We start from the raw sequence: 21,771 nt of genomic DNA, 5'->3' as shown, positions 1-21,771 counted from the left end.
TTGGAGTTGCAGACTTTGTCCCGTGATGTGTTGCTGTAGTGAAACCGAAGTTGGTGATAAAATTCCTGACTTCAATCGTTTTTTGTTTCTTTGGAGCCTCCTTTGTCTAACCATCCGTTTTCCCCTCAAGATGAATTGTTTATGCGCAGAGCGATGGAGCTTGCTGAGCAAGCAGAAGCTGAGGGGGAAGTACCTGTTGGCGCAGTGCTTGTCAAAGATGGTGAAATTATCGCTGAGGGGTGGAATCGCTCTATTGGTACTAATGACGCTACCGCACATGCTGAGATCCAAACGCTGCGTAAAGCAGGCCAAAAGCTAGAAAATTACCGCCTTCTGGATACGACGTTATATGTAACACTTGAGCCATGCCCAATGTGTGCCGGAGCCTTATTGCATAGCCGCGTTAAGCGGGTTGTTTTTGGAGCGCCAGATTTAAAAGCTGGAGCAGCAGGAACAGTGCTTAATTTGTTTGAAAGTCAAGCCGCTTACCATTACGCCTTAGTTGAAAAGGGGCTGCTAGAAGATGAGTGCCGTACTCAGCTACAAGCGTTTTTTAAGCGCCGCCGAAAGGAAATTAAAGCGAAGAAGCAAGCACAAAAAGCATTAGAAAATGGAGAGAGCGAACAAGGTAGTAGGAGTAGTGAGGGCTAGCAAACACCTACAACGTGGTAGATGTTTGCTTGGACGCACTAGTGATTGACTAAATGTACAAAAACACGATTACGTGAACTTACTTTCTTTTTCATACATGTCAGTTTACGTTTACGTCGGATAGCAGCTACTGTGTTATTTAAACGCTTTGACTGCACTCTACGTCTTCTCATATTCAAAACCTCCTGCAGACAAGACTTATACCAGTAAAGTGCGGCTCATCGATGCTTGGCAATAGGCTCGATAATCGCACTAAACATTGTATGGTTTAAACGTTCTTCATTTGACTTCTGCATTGCACAGAGCCAGCAAACAATTTCAATACGATGCTTAATAATAGGAGTGACGTTATTTCGGCAGAGTGTAGCCGAAAGCGCCGCTTCATCAAGTGAGCTAAACCATGTGGTTGTAAAGTAATCTGTTACAAAGCAATCAGTTTTACTAACGATGAAGAAAAGGCGACCAACCAAAGGAATGGTTGAGTGTGGTTGGTGTCACTCAGAATATTGGAGTCTAGATAAGTTTTCGTTAGGACTCAACAAAAATGACGAGCTTCATAGGCTCGTCATTTTTTAGTTTACCGCGGGTTTATTCTTCAATGCTTTCTTGTTCGGTGTCTTCTTCAACCGTGACGTCAGAAGCGCCAGAGACTTGTTCTACGACGGTCTCTACTGCGCCCGATATCAAAATGTCGGGGTTGAGCGGCGGAATCACTTGCAAGTCATCGCTATTCTCATCAATCGCTGGCTGTTGGCTGACATGACCAATGATGGATTGGTAGTAACGTCGAATATTTTCTACGTAATTACGCGCTTCATCGCCTCTGGCGTACCCATAGCGAGTTTGGCTGTAATAGCGCTTCTGACGCAGTAAAGGCAGCCTATCTTTTACATCGGCCCAAGCGTTCGGATCGCCACCTTGTGCTTTGGTGAGTCGTCGTGCGTCCATCATGTGGCCGTAACCAATATTGTATGAAGCTAACGCAAACCATATTTTTTCATGCTCGTTGATGCTATCAGGCACGCGACCTACAATGCGACGTAAGTACTCGACACCACCACGAACAGATTGCTCAGGGTCTAAACGGTTTGTTACCCCGACGCTTTTCGCTGTTGGCAGAGTAAGCATCATCATCCCCCTAACACCCGTTGGCGATTTTGCTGTTGGTTTCCAATGTGACTCTTGATAAGCCAATGCTGCAATTAAGCGCCAGTCGAACTCTTCGCTGTATTTTTGGAATAAAGGTGCCCATTTAGGCAATTTGTCATCCAGAGCTCGAATGAATGCGCGAGTATCAACGTAGTCAAATGCTTCAATATGACCAATGTACTTTTCTTCGAGGGTGGACAGTTCTCCTGATTGTTTGATGTTACCGAAAAACTCTATCAGCATCGCATACAAACTTTCGTCTTCAGAACGTCGAGTAAACCAAGATACTGGTTGATCTTCTGTAAGTTCAAACGCGAGCGCAAGATCGGGGTAAAGGCGTTGAGCAAGGGAAAGTTCCACCGAATCAGTCACAGTAAAACGTAACTCACCCGTCGATACGTATTTGAGTAAGTCTCTCGTGTCAGCATCACCAACAATTTCAAACTGAAGTTCTGGATACTGCTTCTTTAACGCTGTTAGGGTCGGAACATATTGCGATTGTTCAACGATCTTTAATGTTTGAGCGCCTGCATTTGTATCTTCGTCGGACTCGTCGTCTTTCGAGGCTTGGTATTCAATGAGTTGTTCGATATCACGTGGTCGAAGTTGCCCTTTTTTATATACCACTTGTTGGCTTACATAATAATAGGCAGGGCCTGGTCTAAATCGTTTGACTGCTTGTGACGTTTGATTTAAACCCGTAGCGATGATATCGATATCTCCTTTCTTAAGAGCAGGAAAAAGCTCAGCCTGGCGAAAGGCTGGTTTAATCTCGAGTTTGACGCCGAGCTGTTCCGCAAACTGACGCGCCAATTCGTAATCCAACCCTGCGGGACCATCGGGACCTATGTAGTAGGAAAGCTGATTGTTTAGCGTGCCAACACGAAGCACACCACGTTCTTGAATTTTTTCAAATTCACTTTTGGGCTCCGACTCAATCTGGCAAGCTGAGAGCAAAAGAACAGAAACTAAAATTAGAGCACTGCGCTTGAGCCGGTTGAAGTGACTTATTTGCATTAATAGGTACATCTTGGAAAATTTCTATTTGCCTTTATATCAAAGCGAGCTCATGGGGCAAAGTGAATCACACACTTATAACGTGACATTGTGTGTTTTATCGACATTTTAGTTGTAATTCAAATTTGACAAAAAAAATGACGCAAACGGTTGCTTTTGGTGTTACATCACAAAAACAATTACTATATAATGCGCTCGCAATGACGAGGTGGAATCGGCATAGGTTCGACAGGGCTTATTTTAAGTGTCTGAATTTATTCCAATATCACCTTAATCAATTGCATAAGAGACCTAAGCACATGAGAATTTTGCGTGGCTCCCCAGCTCTTTCTGAGTTTCGTGTTAATAAACTACTGGAACTTTGTCGTGAACAAGATCTGCCTGTAACTGGCATTTATGCCGAGTTTATGCACTTTGCCGATCTAAAGTCAGACCTTGATGACCAAGAGTTAGAAAAACTTGAAAAGTTACTAACTTACGGCCCAACCATCGAAGAGCATGAGCCTGAAGGTCTTCTACTTCTTGTCACGCCTCGTCCTGGCACTATCTCGCCTTGGTCTTCTAAATCTACCGATATCGCTGTTAACTGTGGTCTGGATAAAGTGAAACGTCTAGAGCGTGGTACGGCTTATTATGTCGAATCTGCAGTTGTTCTATCAGAAGCTCAAGCTGACGCTGTTAAAGCGTTAATTCACGACCGCATGATGGAAACAGTATTCACAGAATTTGAAGCCGCATCAGCATTATTTACTGTTGCAGAGCCTAAGCCTGTCGCACATGTTGATATCTTAGCTGGCGGTCGTCTTGCGCTTGAAGAGGCAAACGTTTCCCTTGGCTTGGCACTCGCAGAAGATGAAATTGATTACTTGGTAGAGAACTTTACTAAGCTTGGGCGTAACCCAAACGACATTGAATTGATGATGTTTGCTCAGGCGAACTCAGAGCATTGTCGCCACAAAATTTTTAACGCAGATTGGACTATCGACGGGGTAGATCAACCTAAGTCTTTGTTCAAAATGATCAAAAACACTTTTGAAACGACACCTGACTATGTGCTGTCTGCATACAAAGACAACGCAGCCGTTATGACAGGTTCTAAAGCGGGGCGTTTCTTCCCTGACCCTAAATCTCGTCAATACACGTACCACCATGAAGATACGCACATCTTGATGAAGGTAGAAACGCACAACCACCCAACGGCAATCTCTCCGTGGCCGGGCGCATCGACTGGCTCAGGCGGTGAAATCCGTGACGAAGGCGCGACGGGTATCGGCGGTAAGCCAAAAGCGGGTCTGGTTGGTTTTACAACCTCTAACTTACGTATTCCTGGTTTTGAACAGCCATGGGAAACCGACTTCGGCAAGCCGGGTCGTATTGTGAATGCGTTAGACATCATGCTTGAAGGTCCTCTAGGAGGCGCGGCATTCAACAACGAATTTGGTCGTCCAAATCTATTGGGTTACTTCCGTACTTACGAAGAAAAAGTCACTTCTCATGCGGGTGAAGAAATTCGTGGTTACCACAAACCAATCATGATTGCTGGTGGTATGGGTAACATCCGCGATGAACACGTGCAGAAGAAAGAGATCCCTGTAGGTGCGAGCCTAATCGTACTTGGTGGTCCGGCAATGAATATCGGTCTTGGTGGTGGTGCGGCATCTTCCATGGCATCTGGTCAGTCAGCAGAAGATCTGGACTTCGCTTCGGTACAGCGTGAAAACCCAGAGATGGAACGTCGCTGTCAGGAAGTGATCGACCGTTGTTGGCAGTTAGGCGACGATAACCCAATCGCATTTATCCACGATGTGGGTGCAGGCGGTATCTCTAACGCATTGCCTGAACTTGTCGACGACGGTGAGCGTGGCGGTAAGTTCCAATTACGCGATGTACCAAACGATGAGCCGGGCATGAGCCCACTGGAAATCTGGTGTAACGAATCACAGGAACGTTACGTTCTAGCGGTAGCGCCAGAAAACATGGAAGCATTCGACGCCATCTGTAAGCGTGAACGCGCACCGTATGCAGTGGTGGGTGTGGCGACAGAAGAGCGTCATCTAACGCTAGAAGATTCTCACTTCGACAATACGCCAATCGATATGCCAATGGATATCCTGCTTGGTAAGCCACCGAAGATGCACCGTGACGCAACCACACTAAAAGTGGAAAGCCCTGCCATTGTTCGTGATGGTATTGAGCTTAATGAAGCGGTGGATCGCGTACTTCGTCTTCCTGCTGTTGCAGAAAAAACATTCCTAATTACTATCGGTGACCGAACAGTAACGGGTCTGGTTGCTCGTGATCAAATGGTTGGTCCTTGGCAGGTACCAGTAGCAAACTGCGCAGTAACAGCGGCAAGCTACGACACTTACCATGGCGAAGCAATGTCGATGGGTGAGCGCACGCCAGTGGCATTACTAGACTTTGGAGCATCGGCTCGCCTAGCCGTTGGTGAGTCACTAACGAACATTGCGGCAACAGACATCGGTGATATTAAACACATTAAACTGTCTGCGAACTGGATGTCTCCAGCGGGTCACCCAGGTGAAGATGCGGGTCTTTACGAAGCAGTGAAAGCGGTTGGTGAAGAATTGTGTCCTGCGTTAGGTTTGACGATCCCAGTTGGTAAAGACTCCATGTCGATGAAAACCAAGTGGGAAGAAAACGGCGAGAGCAAAGAAGTCACTTCTCCACTGTCGCTAGTTATCACGGCATTTGGTCGTGTGGAAGACGTACGTAAGACCGTGACTCCACAACTACGCACTGACAAAGGAGATACCTCTCTAGTTCTTGTTGACTTGGGTAACGGAAAAAACCGCTTAGGTGCGACAGCATTGGCACAAGTATACAAACAGCTGGGTGACAAACCTGCTGACGTAGATAATGCAGAGCAGCTAAAAGGCTTCTTTGATGCAATGCAAGCGTTAGTACGTGATAACAAGCTAGTGGCTTACCACGATAAAGGCGACGGCGGTCTGTTTGTAACGCTTGCTGAGATGGCGTTCGCGGGTCACTGTGGCGTAAAAGCGAACATCGCAGAGCTGGGTGACGATGCGCTAGCCGTTCTATTTAACGAAGAGCTAGGTGCGGTTGTTCAAGTTAAGAATGATGATCTAGATTCAGTTCTATCTACTCTGGCGGCAAACGGCTTAGAGGCATGCTCACATGTGATTGGTTCTGTTGAAGCTTCAGACGACTTTGTTATCACTTCTGCTGATGCAGTTGTGCTTGAACGTTCACGTACCGAACTACGCGTTATCTGGGCTGAAACAACGCATAAGATGCAAGGTCTACGTGATAACCCAGCGTGTGCAGACCAAGAGCACGAAGCTAAGAAAGACAACTCTGACCCTGGTCTAAACGTTAAGCTCAGCTTTGACGTAAATGAAGACGTTGCAGCACCGTACATTGCGAAAGGTGCTAAACCTAAGATGGCAATTCTACGTGAGCAGGGCGTTAACTCCCACGTCGAAATGGCAGCAGCGTTTGACCGAGCTGGTTTTGAAGCAACCGACATCCATATGAGCGATATCCTAACGGGCCAAGCGGTACTGGATGAATACCATGGCCTAGTAGCTTGTGGTGGCTTCTCTTACGGCGACGTACTAGGTGCGGGTGAAGGTTGGGCTAAGTCTATCCTGTTTAACGCACAAGCTCGTGAACAGTTCCAAGCCTTCTTCAACCGTGAAGAGACGTTCTCTTTAGGTGTATGTAACGGTTGTCAGATGCTATCAAACCTGAAAGAGCTGATCCCAGGTGCAGACTTGTGGCCACGTTTTGTGCGCAACGAATCTGAGCGTTTTGAAGCGCGCTTTAGTCTAGTTGAAGTTCAGAAATCTGATTCTGTATTCTTCGACGGAATGGCTGGTTCGCGCATGCCAATCGCGGTTTCCCACGGTGAAGGGCGTGTAGAAGTACGTGATGCAGAGCACCTAGCAGCGATTGAAGCATCAGGTACGGTTGCGGTTCGTTACGTGGATAACCTCGGTAACCCAACACAACAATACCCGAACAACCCGAATGGTTCGCCAAACGCGATTACCGGTTTAACAACAACAGACGGTCGCGTAACTATCATGATGCCTCACCCAGAGCGCGTATTCCGCACAGTTGCAAATTCTTGGGCTCCGGAAGGTTGGGGTGAAAATGGCGCTTGGATGCGTATGTTCCAAAATGCCCGTAAGAATATCGGTTAATTAACCAAAGGTTAATCTAGCTTAAGTAAAGCGTTGGTTGAGAGACCAGCGCTTTCTTTTTTCTTATCACTCTTTTTTCTTCGTCGCTCTTTCTAGTGACTTGGCGAAACGTTGCTTTGTTCTGCCTCTTCTTTGTCATCTATTATCTAGCGTAAAAAACTTGCAGCGTTTAGATTACTTTTATGCTCTAATACCGCGCTTACCAAGGGATGGTGTTAAACAGCTCAGCTTAGATGGAGTTATCAAGTTGACCGAATCCCTGATTGATCCCTAAATCCCTTAGGAAATGAAAGAAATGTCTAAGAATCCAAAATTTGCTATCCGCGTCACTGAAAAACGTAACGGCTGGAGCGCAGAAATCACTCGCCAAGTGACATCTCGTAAGACTGTAGTATCAAAGCGTGAAACAGGCTTTGACAGCGAAGAGAAAGCACAAGCTTGGGCTGAACAAGAACTGGCTGGATTTATCCAAAACCAAGTGGTTCGTAACGAGCGTAAAGCAGCGCAACGTCAAGAGCGTGAAGCAGAACAACTAGCGGCAAAAGTTCGTAAAGAAGAAGCCCGCAAAGCACGTGAAACCGAAGTAGACACTGACGAAGAATAAGTTTAAATCGGTGAGATGGTGACGTTACCCATCAAACAAATAGTGAAAATGCCCTGAGTTTTGTCTCAGGGCATTTTTTATTTATATCGGCTAAAAACAATCCGACGATACGGACAAGCTAAACGTGCCGTCTTCAGGGGCTGCAAATTGTTTATTGCCAGGAAGAAGGTGAGGGTTATTAGCATAAGTGCGATGTGTCGATTTGACCTTTGCAGAATGTCTTTCCGGTAAATCAAAGTGTTGTAAGCCGTCAGATAGATCGTTTGCTTCACCGTAGTCGAAATGTGTTGCGACGTCTTTGGGCTGCTTGGCGTAACGACAGTGATCCGGCTTACCATCTTCGTGCCAAGTTAAAGAGTTAGTTTTTGCATCTAGATTCAGGTTATTTGCTGTTGGCTGTGCGTAAAAATCTTCTGAAACTTGGTGCTTGCTTTGTTCTTGTAAGTAGTCTGCAATGTTCTCAGAAGCTTGCGCTAGGCTACCTACAGGGAAGAAGCAAATCAGAAGAAGCCGTGTTTTTAGATTGTTCATAATGTGTATACAAGCAAAAGGAAATGATAATACTGATAAATAAAACGGCGTGCAATTATGGCCATTGGATACGATATAACAGGGCAGTTAATGTCTGCCCTGCATCTTTTAGGTATGGTTAGTATTGATAAGTGAGGTGCAGTTTGACTTCGCGACCAGGCGAAGGCACGCCATTAGATAGGTATGCTTCGTAGTAACGATCGGTTAAGTTTTTCACAACCGCGCCAACGCTCAAGCCTTCGACTTGTTGTATTTCCCAAACCACGTAAGCGTTTTGTAGCGTGTATTGCTCACTTGGCGATTTCACTTTTAAATTGTTACCGCTTGCCTTGGTTTTGGTTTGCGCATCATACCAACGGACTTCCCAGCCCGCACGTAAACCAGGAATCCATTCGTAACCTAAACCCAGATTAATGTTTAATGGCGGTACATCAGGATGATCATCATCTGAACCTGTAGAGTCAGATAGGCTACCTTTGTTTTTGCCGCGAATGTAACTTGCTGAGAAATTACTGTAGAAATCTTCAATCCGGTATTGTGAAATTAGCTCAAAGCCATAGTTTTTAAAGCCATCTAGGTTTGTATTCCAGCTTTGTAACTCAGTAGTATTTTTGTCGAGGTTTTCGCCCGTTCGTATATCAACTGTGTCGCTAACATCGTTATAGAACATAGTTAACTCTGTTGCGAGGTTATCGCGAGAGTTCACCAGCCCTTCCGTTAAGTTGATAACGCTTGCTTGATAAGCATGGATACGAGACACGTCCAGATTCAAAGCAGTAGCCGTAGCGGTAGCTCGCGCATATTGCACTGAGTAGATGTTATCAACGGTTGGTGCTTTTAAAGCGTAGGCGTAGGAGGCGTTTAAACGCGTATTATTGCTCGCATCAAAGTCGATATCCAAACGTGGGCTAAAGCCTTTATGCGTCGTTTCACCGTAGTTATGTCCGGCAGCTGGATCATTATAATCCGGCGCTGCGTTCCCTTTTCCTTCACTCTTGATGTATTCGTAACGCAGAGAAGGTGTGATTGTTAGGCGGTCTGTTGCTTGATAGTGATCAGCAATGTAAGCGGCATAAATTGACTGCGTGCCAGATGGTTCGTAGTAAGGGGTGTACCAACCGTAGTTTTTCGCTTCATTACTGTCGTATGATGCGTTGAATACTAACGAGTCTCTATCGGTTTTTTGATATTGAAGCCCAGTGACTAGAGTGTGGTCTCCGAATTGCGCTTGGTTAAACACATCAACGTAATCACGCTCGTAACTCAGCCATGACTCATGACCGTAACTGCCAACAGAAACGAACATTTTCTCGAATGCTACGTCAGGGCGAACCCAATGACGATCGTTTTCGGAACGTGCCATTTTGATATTGAAATCAATATACGGGTTAGTCGGCATGTAGTGGTAAGAGATGGTCGTGGTGTTGTCCGTGTATTTGTTATCGACGGTGTAAGCGTATTGGGCTTTTTCTAATGAGCCGTATTTCTTGATATTGTATTCGGTGATGTTAGGCATTTTTCCGCGGCGGTTAGCCCAAGGTTTACGACCTTCATCTTTGTAGCGAGTGTGGCTAATTTCAAACTCGTGATCGTTATTTTCATAACCGACCTTTACGAGCATGTTTTCTTGCTCATAACCTGAGTAATCCAGCGTTTCACCACCTCCGACTTTAATGTCATCAGAATCTTTTACCGAGCCATTCGCTAGAAAATAAAAACCAGTATCGTTTTTACCATAGAGTGTTAGCGTGTAGGCGTTCTCATCGCCGTTGGTGTTGTATGCACTTGAGATGCGGGCACCAAAGTTTCTTTCGCCGTACAGGAGATCATCGACACTTTTGGTTTTAATGCGAATGGAGCCACCAAACTTCCCGTTGAGTGCTCGATAGTCGTGCGCGCCCTTGATAATTTCTGCTTCGCCAATTAAGAACGGATCAAAAAAGAAGGTACCGTAGCGGTATTGTTGAAAGCCAATTGGAGCGCCATCGACAAAGACGGCGATATCGCTTGGATCATCAAAACCACGAATGTTAATACGTTCGCCACCAGAACGACCGCCACCATCTATTGATGCACCGGGAACGGCATCGATCATTGAGGCAAAATTAGAGTACTGTTGCTCTTCAATCTCTGACCAATTAATGGTGGTTTGCGCAGGCTCAGCAATGGTAATAGGTTTGGCATAACGAACGCCTATGACTTCAAGCTCTTCATTTGGCGCTGTCTCGGCATATGAATAAAGAGGGAAGAGCAAAGCCAGTGAAATGAGATTTACTTTGAATGGATGACTTTTTAATCGTTTCATATTGATGATTTATAGTGTTTTTATGAAGCTGGGATTATAAGAACATTATTACGATTAATAAATGATAATGAGATTAATTATCAAATGTGTTTTTGCGACGGATTGTAAAGTTTTTTATCCATTCGTGGAAACTACGATAAGTATCGTTAGCGTACATAAAACAAAAAGCCCAGCATCATGGACGCTGAGCTTATTGGTTTTAAACAAGATAGTGCGAGCACTGTTGCCCCTTTTGAGCTAATCAGGCGCCTACTTGGTAGGAATTACTGAGTTTCTAACGGTATCTGTCCGGTGGTCAGCGGCTCGGCATCGAATTCAGTGAGGCCTTCAATATAGCTTTCGACTGCTTGCTCTAAAGCATTATCACCTTGGTTAAAATAGGCAAGGTGGAAAATTGCATCGCCTTCGTTCACCAATGGTAATGTTTGTTGACCGATAACCAAACCACGCTTCGGGGCTTTTAGTTCTATCTCATCATGACCAAGAGGAGAGCTAATATAAGCGAGCGTTTCCCCCTGTTCTACTTTGTCTCCCAGATTAACGACAGTACGCAAAATGCCGTTACCTGACGCGCGAACCCAGCTGGTGGACTTCGCTATGATAGGCTCAGGCAGCTTTTTCCTGCTCGCACGCAACATACCAATGGCTTGCATTACGCGCCGAACCCCGAGTACACCAGCGCTTATCGAAAGTGGATCAAAACGCAATGCTTCGCCAGCTTCGTAGGTGAGCACTGGAATATCGCATTTTTCTGCTTCACTGCGTAAAGAGCCATCACGCAATGCTGAATCAACAATCACTGGCGTCGAAAATGCTTGAGCAATACGTAGAGTTTCTGGGTTGCTTAAGTTTGCGCGAATCTGTGGCAAGTTCGTGCGATGAATTGCCCCTGTGTGTAGATCCAAAATGTAGTCACAACGCTTGGCAATGTTGTTAAAGAACCCGTGTGCCATACGAGATGCAAGTGCGCCTTTTTCACTGCCAGGAAAGCAACGGTTGAGATCTCGTCGGTCGGGCAAGTAACGAGATTTATGGATGAAACCAAAAACGTTAACGATAGGTACTGCAATGACAGTGCCTTTCAGTTTTTGTGGATCCAGTTGGTTAATGATCTGACGAACGATTTCTACGCCATTAAGCTCATCACCATGGATAGCAGCATTCACCATTAACACTGGTCCTTCTTGTTTCCCATGAATGATTTCCACAGGAATAGATAAAGGCGAATGTGTATATAGCTTCGCTGCTTCAAATTCGATCTCTAATCGTTGCCCTGGTTGTATTTGATGTCCTAAGAGCTCAAACACTTTGCTTTTTTTACTTCTGGCCATAAACCATCTCTGTCAAATGCGTCACCAGCAATGTAACAATTGCTGCAAAATCGCACTAATCATTCTCATTAAGGACACGACAAATTACTTTAATCGTCATGCGTGAAATTTTGGTGTGTGTGAAGTTTTTGTTTTCAATATGATCTTTTCTATCAGTTTAATACATAACAAGACATAGAGATGAGAGCGCAATAATAGCCTTAAAAAATGTGACTGTATTAAAAATAATACTGTTCATGGAGGACAAAAAAACGGACTTTTAACCCTACTTTTTATCCGATAATATCCGCGCCGAATTTGAGGTTTCACACTTTCTAACTAGAGGTTTTGATGAAAAAGGCAATTGCTAAAATTGGTGCATTGACTGCGGTAGCAGTTTCACTTTCAGGTTGCGTAGGTAGTAATGCCGTGACAGGTTATGTTATGGGGTTTAACTTGAAAGCTGTTGACAACCGTTACGCTCGAGGTGGTCTAAATATGCTTTTAGCGCCTGTTTATGGTGTCGCGATCGCAGCGGATTATATCGTGTTTAACTCTCTAGAATTTTGGACGGGTAAGAACCCGTTAAATGGTAAGCCACATATCTTCGATACAAAGGTAGATACTTACATTGATGTCAATCACCAGTTAGATAAGTCGTTAACGACTGCACCAATCGCACCATTAGCGGATAACCGTGTCATTGAGCAGGGGCGAATGCAGCAAATCGATGAGAACACCGTTCAAATGGATATTACTTACAGTAACGGTGAAAAGGCGACACTCATGGGTGTACGCGATGGTGAGTTTGTTACTTACTACATTGATGGTGAAGTTGCTGCACAAACCTCAATGGATGAGTTAGCCGCTTACGCGCAAAACCGTGTGTAGTTGGGTTCAACTAAACCAAAAAAAGGGTGCCGTATGGCACCCTTTGTCGTTTTTCGTGATTGAATTATGCTTTCTCTGGAATCGCTTCTAAAAGCGCGACCATCTGTTCCCAGTACAACTGAACAGTATCAATCTTCACTTTCTCATCTGGAGAGTGAGGGAATTTTATTGTTGGACCGAAAGAAACCATATCCATGTGTGGGTATGGTTCTTTAAATAGGCCACACTCAAGACCAGCATGGATGACCATGATGTTCGGCTTATGACCGTAAATGCCTTCATACATATCACGGAAAATTGCCATGATCTCGGAATCTGCATCTGGCTTCCAGCCAGGGTAAGCGCCTGAGAACTGAATTTGTGCGCCTGCTAGCTCAGTAATCGAGCGCAGCATGCTTTCCACTTGGCTACGGCCAGAGTCAATGAGAGAACGAATCAAGCAAAGCACGGTGACTTTATTTTCTTCTGTGCTGATCACACCAACGTTTAGAGAAGTTTCAACAACGCCTTCCACCTCATCACTCATACGGATTACGCCGTTTGGACAAGCGTTAAGTGCCGCAATGAATCGTTGCTGATCGGCGATTGAAAATACTTGGGCGTCAGTCGTGATCACTTCATTAAAGGTTACGATACCTGTTTCGATTTTACCCAATTCAGTTTTAAGCAGCTCAGTGTAGTGGTTGAACAGCTCAGTAAGCTTGTCTTGGTTTTCGACAGGAAGCGCGACAGTAACAAACGCTTCGCGAGGGATTGCATTACGTAAGCTACCACCACGGAATTCGACTAAACGTAAATCAAGCTCTTGAGCATGACCGGCAAGGAAACGACCAAGTAATTTGTTGGCATTACCGCGACCTGTGTGAATGTCACAACCTGAGTGACCACCTTTTAGGCCTTTCAGCGTCAGTTGGCGTGTTACAAAACCTGCAGGCGTTGATTCTCGAGAAATATCGAAAGTCATGGTGCCATCAACGCCACCTGCACAACCCATGTAGACTTCGCCTTCTTGCTCAGAGTCTGTATTTAGAAGAATCTCACCCTCTAACCAACCAGCTTCAAGGCCAAATGCGCCAGTCATGCCTGCTTCTTCATCAATCGTCAGCAGAACTTCGAGTGGACCGTGCTTAATATCTTTAGATGCCAATACAGCAAGGCAAGAAGCCATACCAATACCGTTATCTGCACCAAGCGTCGTGCCTTTCGCAGTTACCCATTCGCCATCGATGTAAGGTTGGATTGGATCTTTGGTGAAGTCGTGTTCAGTGTCTTCGTTTTTCTGCGGCACCATGTCGATGTGTGCTTGAAGTACAACAGCCTTCTTATTTTCCATTCCTGGTGTCGCGGGCTTTTTGATGAACACGTTACCGGTTGGATCACGGCGAACGTCAAAGCCTTGCTCTGTTGCCCAGTTGATAATGTACTGTGCTAATGCTTCTTCATGTTTCGATGGATGAGGGATTGAACAAATCTTATCGAAAAACTGCCAAAGTGGAGCAGGTGATAAGGTACTGATCTCAGAATGGAACTCAGACACGGAGGACTCCTTTTGATGTGCTTTGCCAAATATATACCGTAAAAATATTGTCAAGGTAGCATTAAATGCTAGACGATTTGGCCTTCAAATTGCCGTTAGCATACCACCAGATAAGGAGTACGAGTAGTCGCGATCACAAGGATTTCTCTCAGAACTGTCACAGTTTGTGAATACAATAACAAGCACTATGTGTTCTCTATCATACATTCTGAAAGTGGCTTTATTTTTTAATTCATAAAATTGTAATTTAATTACACATAAACTTTGATAAAGGTCAATTTATGCATTTTTTGTGATTTCAATCACTAAAATGCTTGTAATTAAATTTCTTGGTGGTATATTTGTAACCAGCTTCTGAGAGAAGAATGAAATGCTCAAAGGATGAGTCCGTTTTATCGCCTCCAAGGAACCGAGAAATCAACGAATGTTTAATTGATTTAAAAGGTGATAGTTATGAAAGGTTTACCAAGTACAATGTTCTGGAATAGCAAGTCTGTTTACACCGGTAACTTTGTATACCCAACAAGCTTTGGCTACTAAGTGAAGTCAACGCATGTGACTCGAACAGTTTGTTCACCCCTATAAATTGGAATTTTTTTTCAGTGATAGTGCTGACATGATTCACCGCCACCCAAATTGGGTGGCGTTTTTTTATCTCTATTTTCTCTTCCTGACTCACTTATTGCCATCAAAGCCTTCTTCTATTCCCCATTCTTCGGTTTTATCGACTTTTCCATCAAATCTGTTAGATACCATGTTTAAAATGGGCCTTTTTCATCTGAAAGTTTAGTACATTGCTCAGTTTTTATTCTCTTTTAGAGAACTGTGTTATCTGGGTTACCTATTGTTTTATAAGAATATATTTCTTTGCTTGCTTTGATAGATTAGAGAATGTGTTTCATATCCAAAGAAAAAAAACGCATTAGAGTGAAGATTCTATCTAGAATTTGCTATTTGATAACTTTATAATTCCCGCCAATCGATTACGCAACCGTTTACTTTTTACCTTTACAGGATTCGATCATGCTCGAGAGGCTTTTTAAACTCAGTGAAAATGGCACAAATGTGCGCACTGAGATCATTGCAGGTGTTACGACCTTCCTAACTATGGCTTACATTATTTTTGTAAACCCAGCGATCCTGTCGGATACCGGTATGGACCGTGGCGCCATTTTTGTTGCGACTTGTCTTGCTGCCGCAATCGGCTGTTTTATTATGGGATTTGTTGCCAATTACCCAATCGCACAGGCACCAGGAATGGGCCTGAACGCATTTTTCACTTACTCTGTTGTATTGGGAATGGGTTATACGTGGCAAGTTGCGTTAGCGGCTGTATTTGTTTCTGGCCTTCTGTTCATTCTTTTAAGCGTATTTAAGATCCGTGAGTGGATTATTAACTCGATCCCGCATTCTCTACGAACAGGTATTTCAGCTGGTATTGGTCTTTTCTTAGCGTTTATCGCATTAAAAAATGCAGGTATCGTCGTTGATAACCCAGCGACATTAGTTTCTATGGGAGAGATCACATCATTGCCATCTGTATTGGCCGCGATTGGTTTCTTTCTTACGATTGCATTGGTTCACCGTGGTGTGAAAGGTGCGGTGATGATCGCCATTCTTGGCGTTACAGCGCTTGGTCTTCTATTTGGTGATGTGCAGTGGGGCGGTATTATGTCAACGCCACCAAGCATTGCGCCAACTTTCATGCAACTGGATTTCTCTGGTTTGTTTGAAGTAGGCATGATTTCCGTCGTATTTGCTTTCCTATTTGTCGATTTATTTGACACCGCAGGTACGCTCGTTGGCGTTTCTCAAAAAGCAGGCCTAACTGATGAGAATGGCAACATCCCTCGTTTAAACAAAGCGTTACTTGCAGACTCAACAGCAACGTCAGTAGGTGCATTACTTGGTACCTCCAACACGACATCTTATATTGAAAGCGTTTCTGGTGTAGCTGCGGGTGGGCGTACTGGTCTAACAGCCGTGGTTGTTGGTGTACTCTTCCTACTTGCTCTATTGTTCTCACCACTTGCGGGTATGATCCCTGCTTATGCAACGTCAGGTGCGCTATTCTATGTGGCGATCTTGATGCTGTCTGGGCTAGTAAGCATTGATTGGCGTGACCTAACTGAAGCGTCCCCAGTTGTTGTGACTTGTTTAGTTATGCCGCTAACATTCTCGATTGCAGAAGGTATCACGTTAGGCTTTATCGCATACGCGGCGATCAAGTTATTCAGCGGTAAGGGCCGTGAAGTGTCGATGAGTGTATGGGTGATGTCAGCCATCTTCATCGTTAAATACCTCGTCGGTTAATTTCTCGAGCAAAAAGCCAGTGTGGATTTATTCACGCTGGCTTTTTCTTTTTTTACGTTGTTCACAGAAGACGGTTTTTCTGCGGAATAGGCAGAGAATTTTGATATCACCGTTGGTATTAGCGGTGTGTTTCGGTAGAATAATCGTTTGCGCAGCTTGAAATCCTCGTCTCCAAACATTTTGGAGAAGTTAGTGAGCATTCCGCTTTTGAGTGACTTCGCTAGATTTTGAGGATGCATATTTTCAAATTATTAGGTTATTACAATGAGTAAAAAATTCATTATCACTTGGGATGCAATGCAGACTTACTGCCGTGAACTGGCTGAGAAACAAATGCCAGCTGAGCAATGGAAAGGAATTTGGGCGGTAAGCCGCGGCGGTTTGGTTCCTGGCGCTATTTTGGCTCGTGAACTGGGTATTCGTTACGTTGATACAATCTGTATTTCAAGCTACGACCATGATCATCAGCGCGATATGACGGTACTAAAAGCACCTGAAGGTGATGGCGAAGGTTACCTAATCGTTGAAGACCTAGTAGACAGTGGTGATACAGCGCGCAAACTACGTGAGATGTATCCAAAAGCGAAAATGATCGCTGTGTGTGCGAAACCATCAGGCAAAGAGCTGCTGGATGATTACGTTGTAGATATTGCTCAAGACACTTGGATCGAGCAGCCTTGGGATATGTCAATCCAGTATGCTGAGCCAGTAAACCGCAAGCAAAAATAAGCGCGGTTAAAGAATATTGAGAAATGCCCCTTTATAGGGGCATTTTTTTTATTATGATATTAAATCATGCTAATAGCCTAGGGTTCTTCCTATGTCTGAAGACGTCAGTAAAAATCTTTCCGAAACTTTGTTCGTGAAACATAAGCAAGCAAAAGAAACCTCCGCGCTTACCCAGTACATGCCGACCAGTAAAAAAATACTTGATGAACGAGAAGCGCAGGGTGATCGTGCTTGGTATCGTCATTTGCGTCGCTTGCAATGGGCTTGGCAAGGATTGTCTCCGATCGAAATGGAAGGCGTACTGTCCAAAATTGCTTCATCATCTCACTCGCGAACCAATGATGATTGGTTAGACACTGTAATGGGTTATCACAGTGGTAACTGGACATTTGAGTGGATCAAGCTTGGTATGGATCATCAGAAGCGAGCAAATGAAATGCAAGGAGAAGAGGCAGCGGATGAACTCTTCACTGCTTCTTTGTGTTTTAGTATTGCCGGCTACCCACATTTAAAAAATGACAACTTGGCATCGCAGGCTCAAGTACTGGCAAACAAAGCGTATTCTGACGGCGCAGAAAAAACTAAGTACACCATCAAGCAAATTGAAGTGCCTTACCAAAATCGCAAAATCATCGCGAACCTCCATTTACCAAGAACGGATAAACAGTTGCCTGTGGTCATGGTGAGCGCTGGTTTGGATACTCTACAAACCGACATGTGGCGTTTGTTCCGTAATCGTCTTGCACCGCGAGATATTGCGATGTTAACCGTAGACATGCCTTCGGTAGGGCATAGCTCTCATTGGCCCTTGACCGAGAATTCAAGTTGCCTACATCAAGCGGTATTGAATGAGCTTTACTCGCTACCTTGGGTTGATCATCACAAAGTGGGGTTAGTTGGGTTTCGTTTTGGTGGTAATGCAATGATCAGACTCTCTTTTGTCGAGCAGGAAAAGATCAAAGCTTGTGTCGCTCTAGGCGCACCCGTACATGATATTTTTACTTCCCCTCAGAAGTTACAAAAAATGCCGAAGATGTATTTAGACCTTTTGGCTTCCCGTTTGGGGAAAAATGCGGTTGATATTAATAGCATGGCTGGTCAGATGATGGCGTGGTCATTGAAGGTTCAGGGCTTCCTGAGCAGTCGAAAAACCAAAGTGCCTATTTTGGCTTTGAGTCTTGAGGGCGATCCAGTGTCGCCACACAGTGATAATCAACTTGTTGCTCTATTTAGCCAGTATGGTAGAGCGAAAAAAATCAGTTCCAAAACAATTACAAAAGGATATGAGCAATCCCTCGATTTAGCCATAAAGTGGCTAGAAGATGAATTATTAGGGTGACAATTCTCCTAAATTAGTTAAGAGTGATATATCTGAGCAAAAAATAAGCTCATGATAATTAAAAATAATAATCATTCTTGGGTGTTTACTTTTAACTATGAAAACGGAGATTCATATGTCAGAGACGACTCAGGGCCCGACTCACTTTCGCTTGATGTCAAAGTTGAAGGCGATAGGGCCTTACCTGCGCGAACCACAATCGCAAGAAGGGCGCTATTATTTTGATTGTTTATCTGTATGTGTAGACGACAAAAAATCGCCTGAGAAGCGTGAATTTTGGGGCTGGTGGATGGATTTGGAATCCATCGAGGGAGGCTTTACTGCTAAATATCATATTGGCAAGTACAACAAAGAAGGGCAATGGGTATCTGAAGCCCTTCCCAAAAAAGTAGTAGAGGAAGTGTATCTCACGCAGAGCACATTCCATCAAAAGCTGGTTGATACTTTAGAAGAACACTTCAAATTAGAAGTCGAATATCACACGGAGTCTTTCGATTTCGCTTAATTTGGTTGTTTTCATTTAATACCAAACAAAAAGGTGCGAAAACGCACCTTTTCTCTTGTTAATTCCCTATTTGATTGTTAAAACATCCTCTCTTTATTTGTTTTTCACTTCAGAAGACATCATGACAACGAATCAACAAAATGCAGTTGTTTCACAACCACAAACTGTCGTTGTGAAACTGGGTACAAGTGTGCTGACAGGCGGCACTCTGGCACTCGACCGTGCACACATGGTTGAGTTAGCACGCCAGTGTGCTGAGCTTAAAAAACAAGGCCATTCAATCGTAATGGTTTCGTCTGGTGCGATTGCAGCAGGCCGTGAGCATCTTGGTTACCCCGCATTGCCCAACGAGATGGCGAGTAAGCAGTTACTTGCCGCGGTGGGGCAGAGTCGCTTGATTCAAACATGGGAGTCTTTGTTTGGTATTTATGGTATCAAGATCGGCCAAATGCTACTAACCCGTGCCGATTTAGAAGATCGTGAGCGATTCCTTAACGCGCGCGACACTATTAATGCGCTCGTTGCGAACGATATTGTTCCTATCGTAAACGAAAATGATGCCGTTGCGACTAGCGAGATTAAAGTTGGCGATAACGACAACCTTTCCGCTTTGGTAGGCATTTTATGTGGTGCAGATAAGCTCTTGCTTTTAACGGACCAAAAAGGTCTGTTTACTGCTGACCCTCGTAGAGATCCGAACGCAGAGCTTATCAAGGAAGTAAAAACCATCGACGATACGCTGCGTAAAATCGCAGGTGGAAGCGGTACAACATTGGGTACTGGTGGTATGGCAACGAAGCTGCAAGCCGCAGACATCGCTCGCCGCGCAGGTATAGAGGTTATTATTGCTGCTGGTAGTGCGCCGAATGTTATCTTTGACTCTTTAAGTGCTGAACCTCAGGGCACGCGCTTCCTACCTTGCGCTGAAGCCTTAGAGAACCGTAAACGCTGGATTCTAGCGGGACCTGCGGCATCGGGCGACATCATTATTGATGATGGTGCAGTCAATGCTGTGGTCGGCAAGGGCAGTAGCCTACTTGCTAAAGGGGTCATCAAAGTTAGTGGTGACTTCGCACGAGGCGAAGTGGCGCGTGTAACAAACGCTCACGGTAAGTTGGTGGCTCGTGGCATCAGCGCCTACTCAAGTGATGACCTAACTAAAATTACGGGTAAGCACAGTAAAGATATCATCTCTATTTTGGGTCATGATTATGGCTCTGAGGTGATTCACCGCGATGATTTGGTCGTCATTCAGGAATAGAATTAGAGGGAAGCAAAGTGGATTTAACGAATATGGGTAAAGCTGCTAAAGATGCAGCTTTCGAATTAGCGACAGCGTCAACTGCGCAAAAGAACCAAGCATTAGCCATCATCGCTGATGAGCTAGAAGCAAACTCTGCTGCTATTTTGGCGGCAAACGCTAAAGACATCGAACTTGGCCGTGAAGCGGGTTTAACCGATGCGCTGCTCGATCGCCTTTTGCTTAATGAAGAACGATTGACTGCAATTGCGAATGATGTTCGCAACGTCATTAGCTTGAACGATCCTGTAGGCAGCGAAATAGACAGTAAGGTACTGGAAAATGGGATGTCACTGTCTCGTCGTCGTGTGCCGCTTGGTGTCGTGGGCGTAATTTATGAAGCGCGTCCAAACGTAACCATTGATATTGCAGCGTTGTGCTTGAAAACCGGCAACGCAAGTATTTTACGTGGTGGCAAAGAGACATTTTTCTCGAATATGGAATTAGTGAAGGTTATTCAGTCTGCGCTCGCAAAGGCGAACCTTCCAGCCGCTTCTGTGCAGTACATTGAAAAACCAGATCGTGAGCTTGTTTCTCAATTGCTTAAGTTGGACGATTACGTCGACATGATCATTCCACGCGGTGGTGCTGGCCTACACAAAATGTGTAAAGAAAACAGCACGATTCCGGTGATTATTGGTGGCTTTGGTATCAGCCATATCTTTGTCGACGAATCCGCTGATCTAGAGAAATCCCTGAATGTGGTTGAGAACTCTAAAGTTCAACGTCCATCTGCGTGTAACTCATTAGATACGCTGCTCGTGCATGAAAAAATTGCAGCGCAATTCCTACCAATGATCGTAGAGCGCATGAACGATAAAGTGACCTTCGTGATAGAGCCTAAGGCAAAAGCACTGATGCCTCAAGCAACACAAATTCGCGATGCTGTTGAAGGTGACTTTGATACGGAATGGTTGAGCTACACTCTTGGTGTAAAAGTTGTGTCTGATGTGAAAGATGCCATTGATCATATGCGTGTCCATAACGCGAGCCACTCAGATGCGATCATGACCAATAGTTTGGAAAACTCAGAACTGTTCATCAATTCTGTCGGTTCGGCGGCGGTTTATGTGAATGCTTCAACGCGCTTTACAGACGGTGCGCAATTTGGCCTTGGCGCAGAAGTCGCAGTATCTACGCAAAAGCTACATGCACGCGGTCCGATGGGCTTAGAAGAGCTAACTAGCTACAAGTGGGTTGGTAAAGCGAACTACTTAGCACGCAGTTAACACATTCGACGAGATCTTGAGTGAAAAAGGGGCCTTTGCGCCCCTTTTTGTTTTGTCTAACATACCAATTCCGCTACACTACATGAGCTTTTATTTCGGTTTGAAAGCGTTATACCCAAATAGCTTTAATAGAGTCCGTATAACCATGAACGCGTGGTTATCCGTGAT

15 protein-coding genes are annotated in these 21,771 nt (G+C 44.6%); 10 read left to right on the top strand and 5 right to left on the bottom strand.

What is annotated here, in order from left to right; all coding sequences use genetic code 11:
• Nucleotides 1-102 precede the first annotated feature (102 nt).
• Complete coding sequence (gene tadA / locus R7Q38_RS18245; protein ID WP_031780849.1) at nt 103-651, top strand: tRNA adenosine(34) deaminase TadA; 549 nt, start codon at nt 103-105, stop codon at nt 649-651.
• A gap of 588 nt (nt 652-1,239) precedes the next feature.
• Here the strand turns inward: tadA and mltF are convergent.
• Entirely contained in the window at nt 1,240-2,817 is a 1,578-nt protein-coding gene (mltF, locus tag R7Q38_RS18240; protein ID WP_031777268.1) for a membrane-bound lytic murein transglycosylase MltF, read from the bottom strand.
• A gap of 299 nt (nt 2,818-3,116) precedes the next feature.
• Between mltF and purL the strand changes: the two genes are divergently transcribed.
• Both purL and R7Q38_RS18230 read left to right on the top strand, forming a co-directional pair.
• A complete protein-coding gene (purL, locus tag R7Q38_RS18235) occupies nt 3,117-7,010 on the top strand; it encodes a phosphoribosylformylglycinamidine synthase (RefSeq protein WP_239938991.1) in 3,894 nt (1,297 codons plus the stop codon).
• A 295-nt stretch (nt 7,011-7,305) separates the two neighbouring features.
• Nucleotides 7,306-7,614: a DUF3622 domain-containing protein gene (locus tag R7Q38_RS18230; RefSeq protein ID WP_025998700.1), complete on the top strand. Its 309-nt coding sequence runs from the start codon at nt 7,306-7,308 to the stop codon at nt 7,612-7,614.
• Between the two features lie 90 nt (nt 7,615-7,704).
• On the opposite strand, the gene R7Q38_RS18225 is transcribed toward R7Q38_RS18230, so the two are convergent.
• The 3 genes from R7Q38_RS18225 to R7Q38_RS18215 all read right to left on the bottom strand — a co-directional run bounded on the left by R7Q38_RS18225 (nt 7,705) and on the right by R7Q38_RS18215 (nt 11,781).
• On the bottom strand, nt 7,705-8,145 hold the full coding sequence (locus R7Q38_RS18225; RefSeq protein ID WP_005381599.1) for a hypothetical protein: 441 nt from the start codon (nt 8,143-8,145) through the stop codon (nt 7,705-7,707).
• Nucleotides 8,146-8,263: 118 nt separating this feature from the next.
• Nucleotides 8,264-10,450 carry a TonB-dependent receptor domain-containing protein gene (locus R7Q38_RS18220; RefSeq protein ID WP_158157274.1) on the bottom strand — a complete coding sequence of 729 codons (2,187 nt, stop codon included), beginning with the start codon at nt 10,448-10,450 and terminating at the stop codon, nt 8,264-8,266.
• Nucleotides 10,451-10,713: 263 nt separating this feature from the next.
• Entirely contained in the window at nt 10,714-11,781 is a 1,068-nt protein-coding gene (locus R7Q38_RS18215) for a succinylglutamate desuccinylase/aspartoacylase family protein (protein ID WP_042521202.1), read from the bottom strand.
• A 330-nt stretch (nt 11,782-12,111) separates the two neighbouring features.
• Between R7Q38_RS18215 and R7Q38_RS18210 the strand changes: the two genes are divergently transcribed.
• Nucleotides 12,112-12,651: a DUF3332 domain-containing protein gene (locus R7Q38_RS18210; RefSeq protein ID WP_005381596.1), complete on the top strand. Its 540-nt coding sequence runs from the start codon at nt 12,112-12,114 to the stop codon at nt 12,649-12,651.
• Nucleotides 12,652-12,715: 64 nt separating this feature from the next.
• Here R7Q38_RS18210 and R7Q38_RS18205 read toward each other — a convergent pair whose 3' ends face one another.
• The gene (locus R7Q38_RS18205) at nt 12,716-14,188 is read right to left on the bottom strand and encodes an aminoacyl-histidine dipeptidase (protein ID WP_239938986.1); all 1,473 of its coding nucleotides are present in this window, start codon (nt 14,186-14,188) and stop codon (nt 12,716-12,718) included.
• A gap of 1,023 nt (nt 14,189-15,211) precedes the next feature.
• On the opposite strand from R7Q38_RS18205, the gene R7Q38_RS18200 reads away from it, so the two are divergent.
• The 6 genes from R7Q38_RS18200 (at nt 15,212) to R7Q38_RS18175 (ending at nt 21,603) form a co-directional block, all read left to right on the top strand.
• Entirely contained in the window at nt 15,212-16,501 is a 1,290-nt protein-coding gene (locus R7Q38_RS18200) for an NCS2 family permease (RefSeq protein WP_005381592.1), read from the top strand.
• Between the two features lie 264 nt (nt 16,502-16,765).
• Nucleotides 16,766-17,230 (top strand): oxytetracycline resistance phosphoribosyltransferase domain-containing protein Tet(34), encoded by a 465-nt coding sequence (tet(34), locus tag R7Q38_RS18195; protein ID WP_005381590.1) that lies wholly within the window; start codon nt 16,766-16,768, stop codon nt 17,228-17,230.
• A 91-nt stretch (nt 17,231-17,321) separates the two neighbouring features.
• Nucleotides 17,322-18,569, top strand: coding sequence for an esterase FrsA (gene frsA, locus R7Q38_RS18190; protein ID WP_005381586.1), 1,248 nt, complete (start codon nt 17,322-17,324; stop codon nt 18,567-18,569).
• Between the two features lie 115 nt (nt 18,570-18,684).
• Nucleotides 18,685-19,074 (top strand): sigma factor-binding protein Crl, encoded by a 390-nt coding sequence (gene crl / locus R7Q38_RS18185; protein ID WP_005381584.1) that lies wholly within the window; start codon nt 18,685-18,687, stop codon nt 19,072-19,074.
• Between the two features lie 121 nt (nt 19,075-19,195).
• Nucleotides 19,196-20,335 (top strand): glutamate 5-kinase, encoded by a 1,140-nt coding sequence (gene proB, locus R7Q38_RS18180; protein ID WP_017820604.1) that lies wholly within the window; start codon nt 19,196-19,198, stop codon nt 20,333-20,335.
• 17 nt (nt 20,336-20,352) lie between these two features.
• On the top strand, nt 20,353-21,603 hold the full coding sequence (locus tag R7Q38_RS18175; protein ID WP_239938743.1) for a glutamate-5-semialdehyde dehydrogenase: 1,251 nt from the start codon (nt 20,353-20,355) through the stop codon (nt 21,601-21,603).
• The last annotated feature ends 168 nt before the right edge of the window (nt 21,604-21,771 follow it).

This window comes from Vibrio sp. Vb0598, from assembly GCF_033338935.1.
Lineage (GTDB): Bacteria > Pseudomonadota > Gammaproteobacteria > Enterobacterales > Vibrionaceae > Vibrio > Vibrio alginolyticus.
This window is presented reverse-complemented; position numbering and strand designations above follow the sequence as displayed.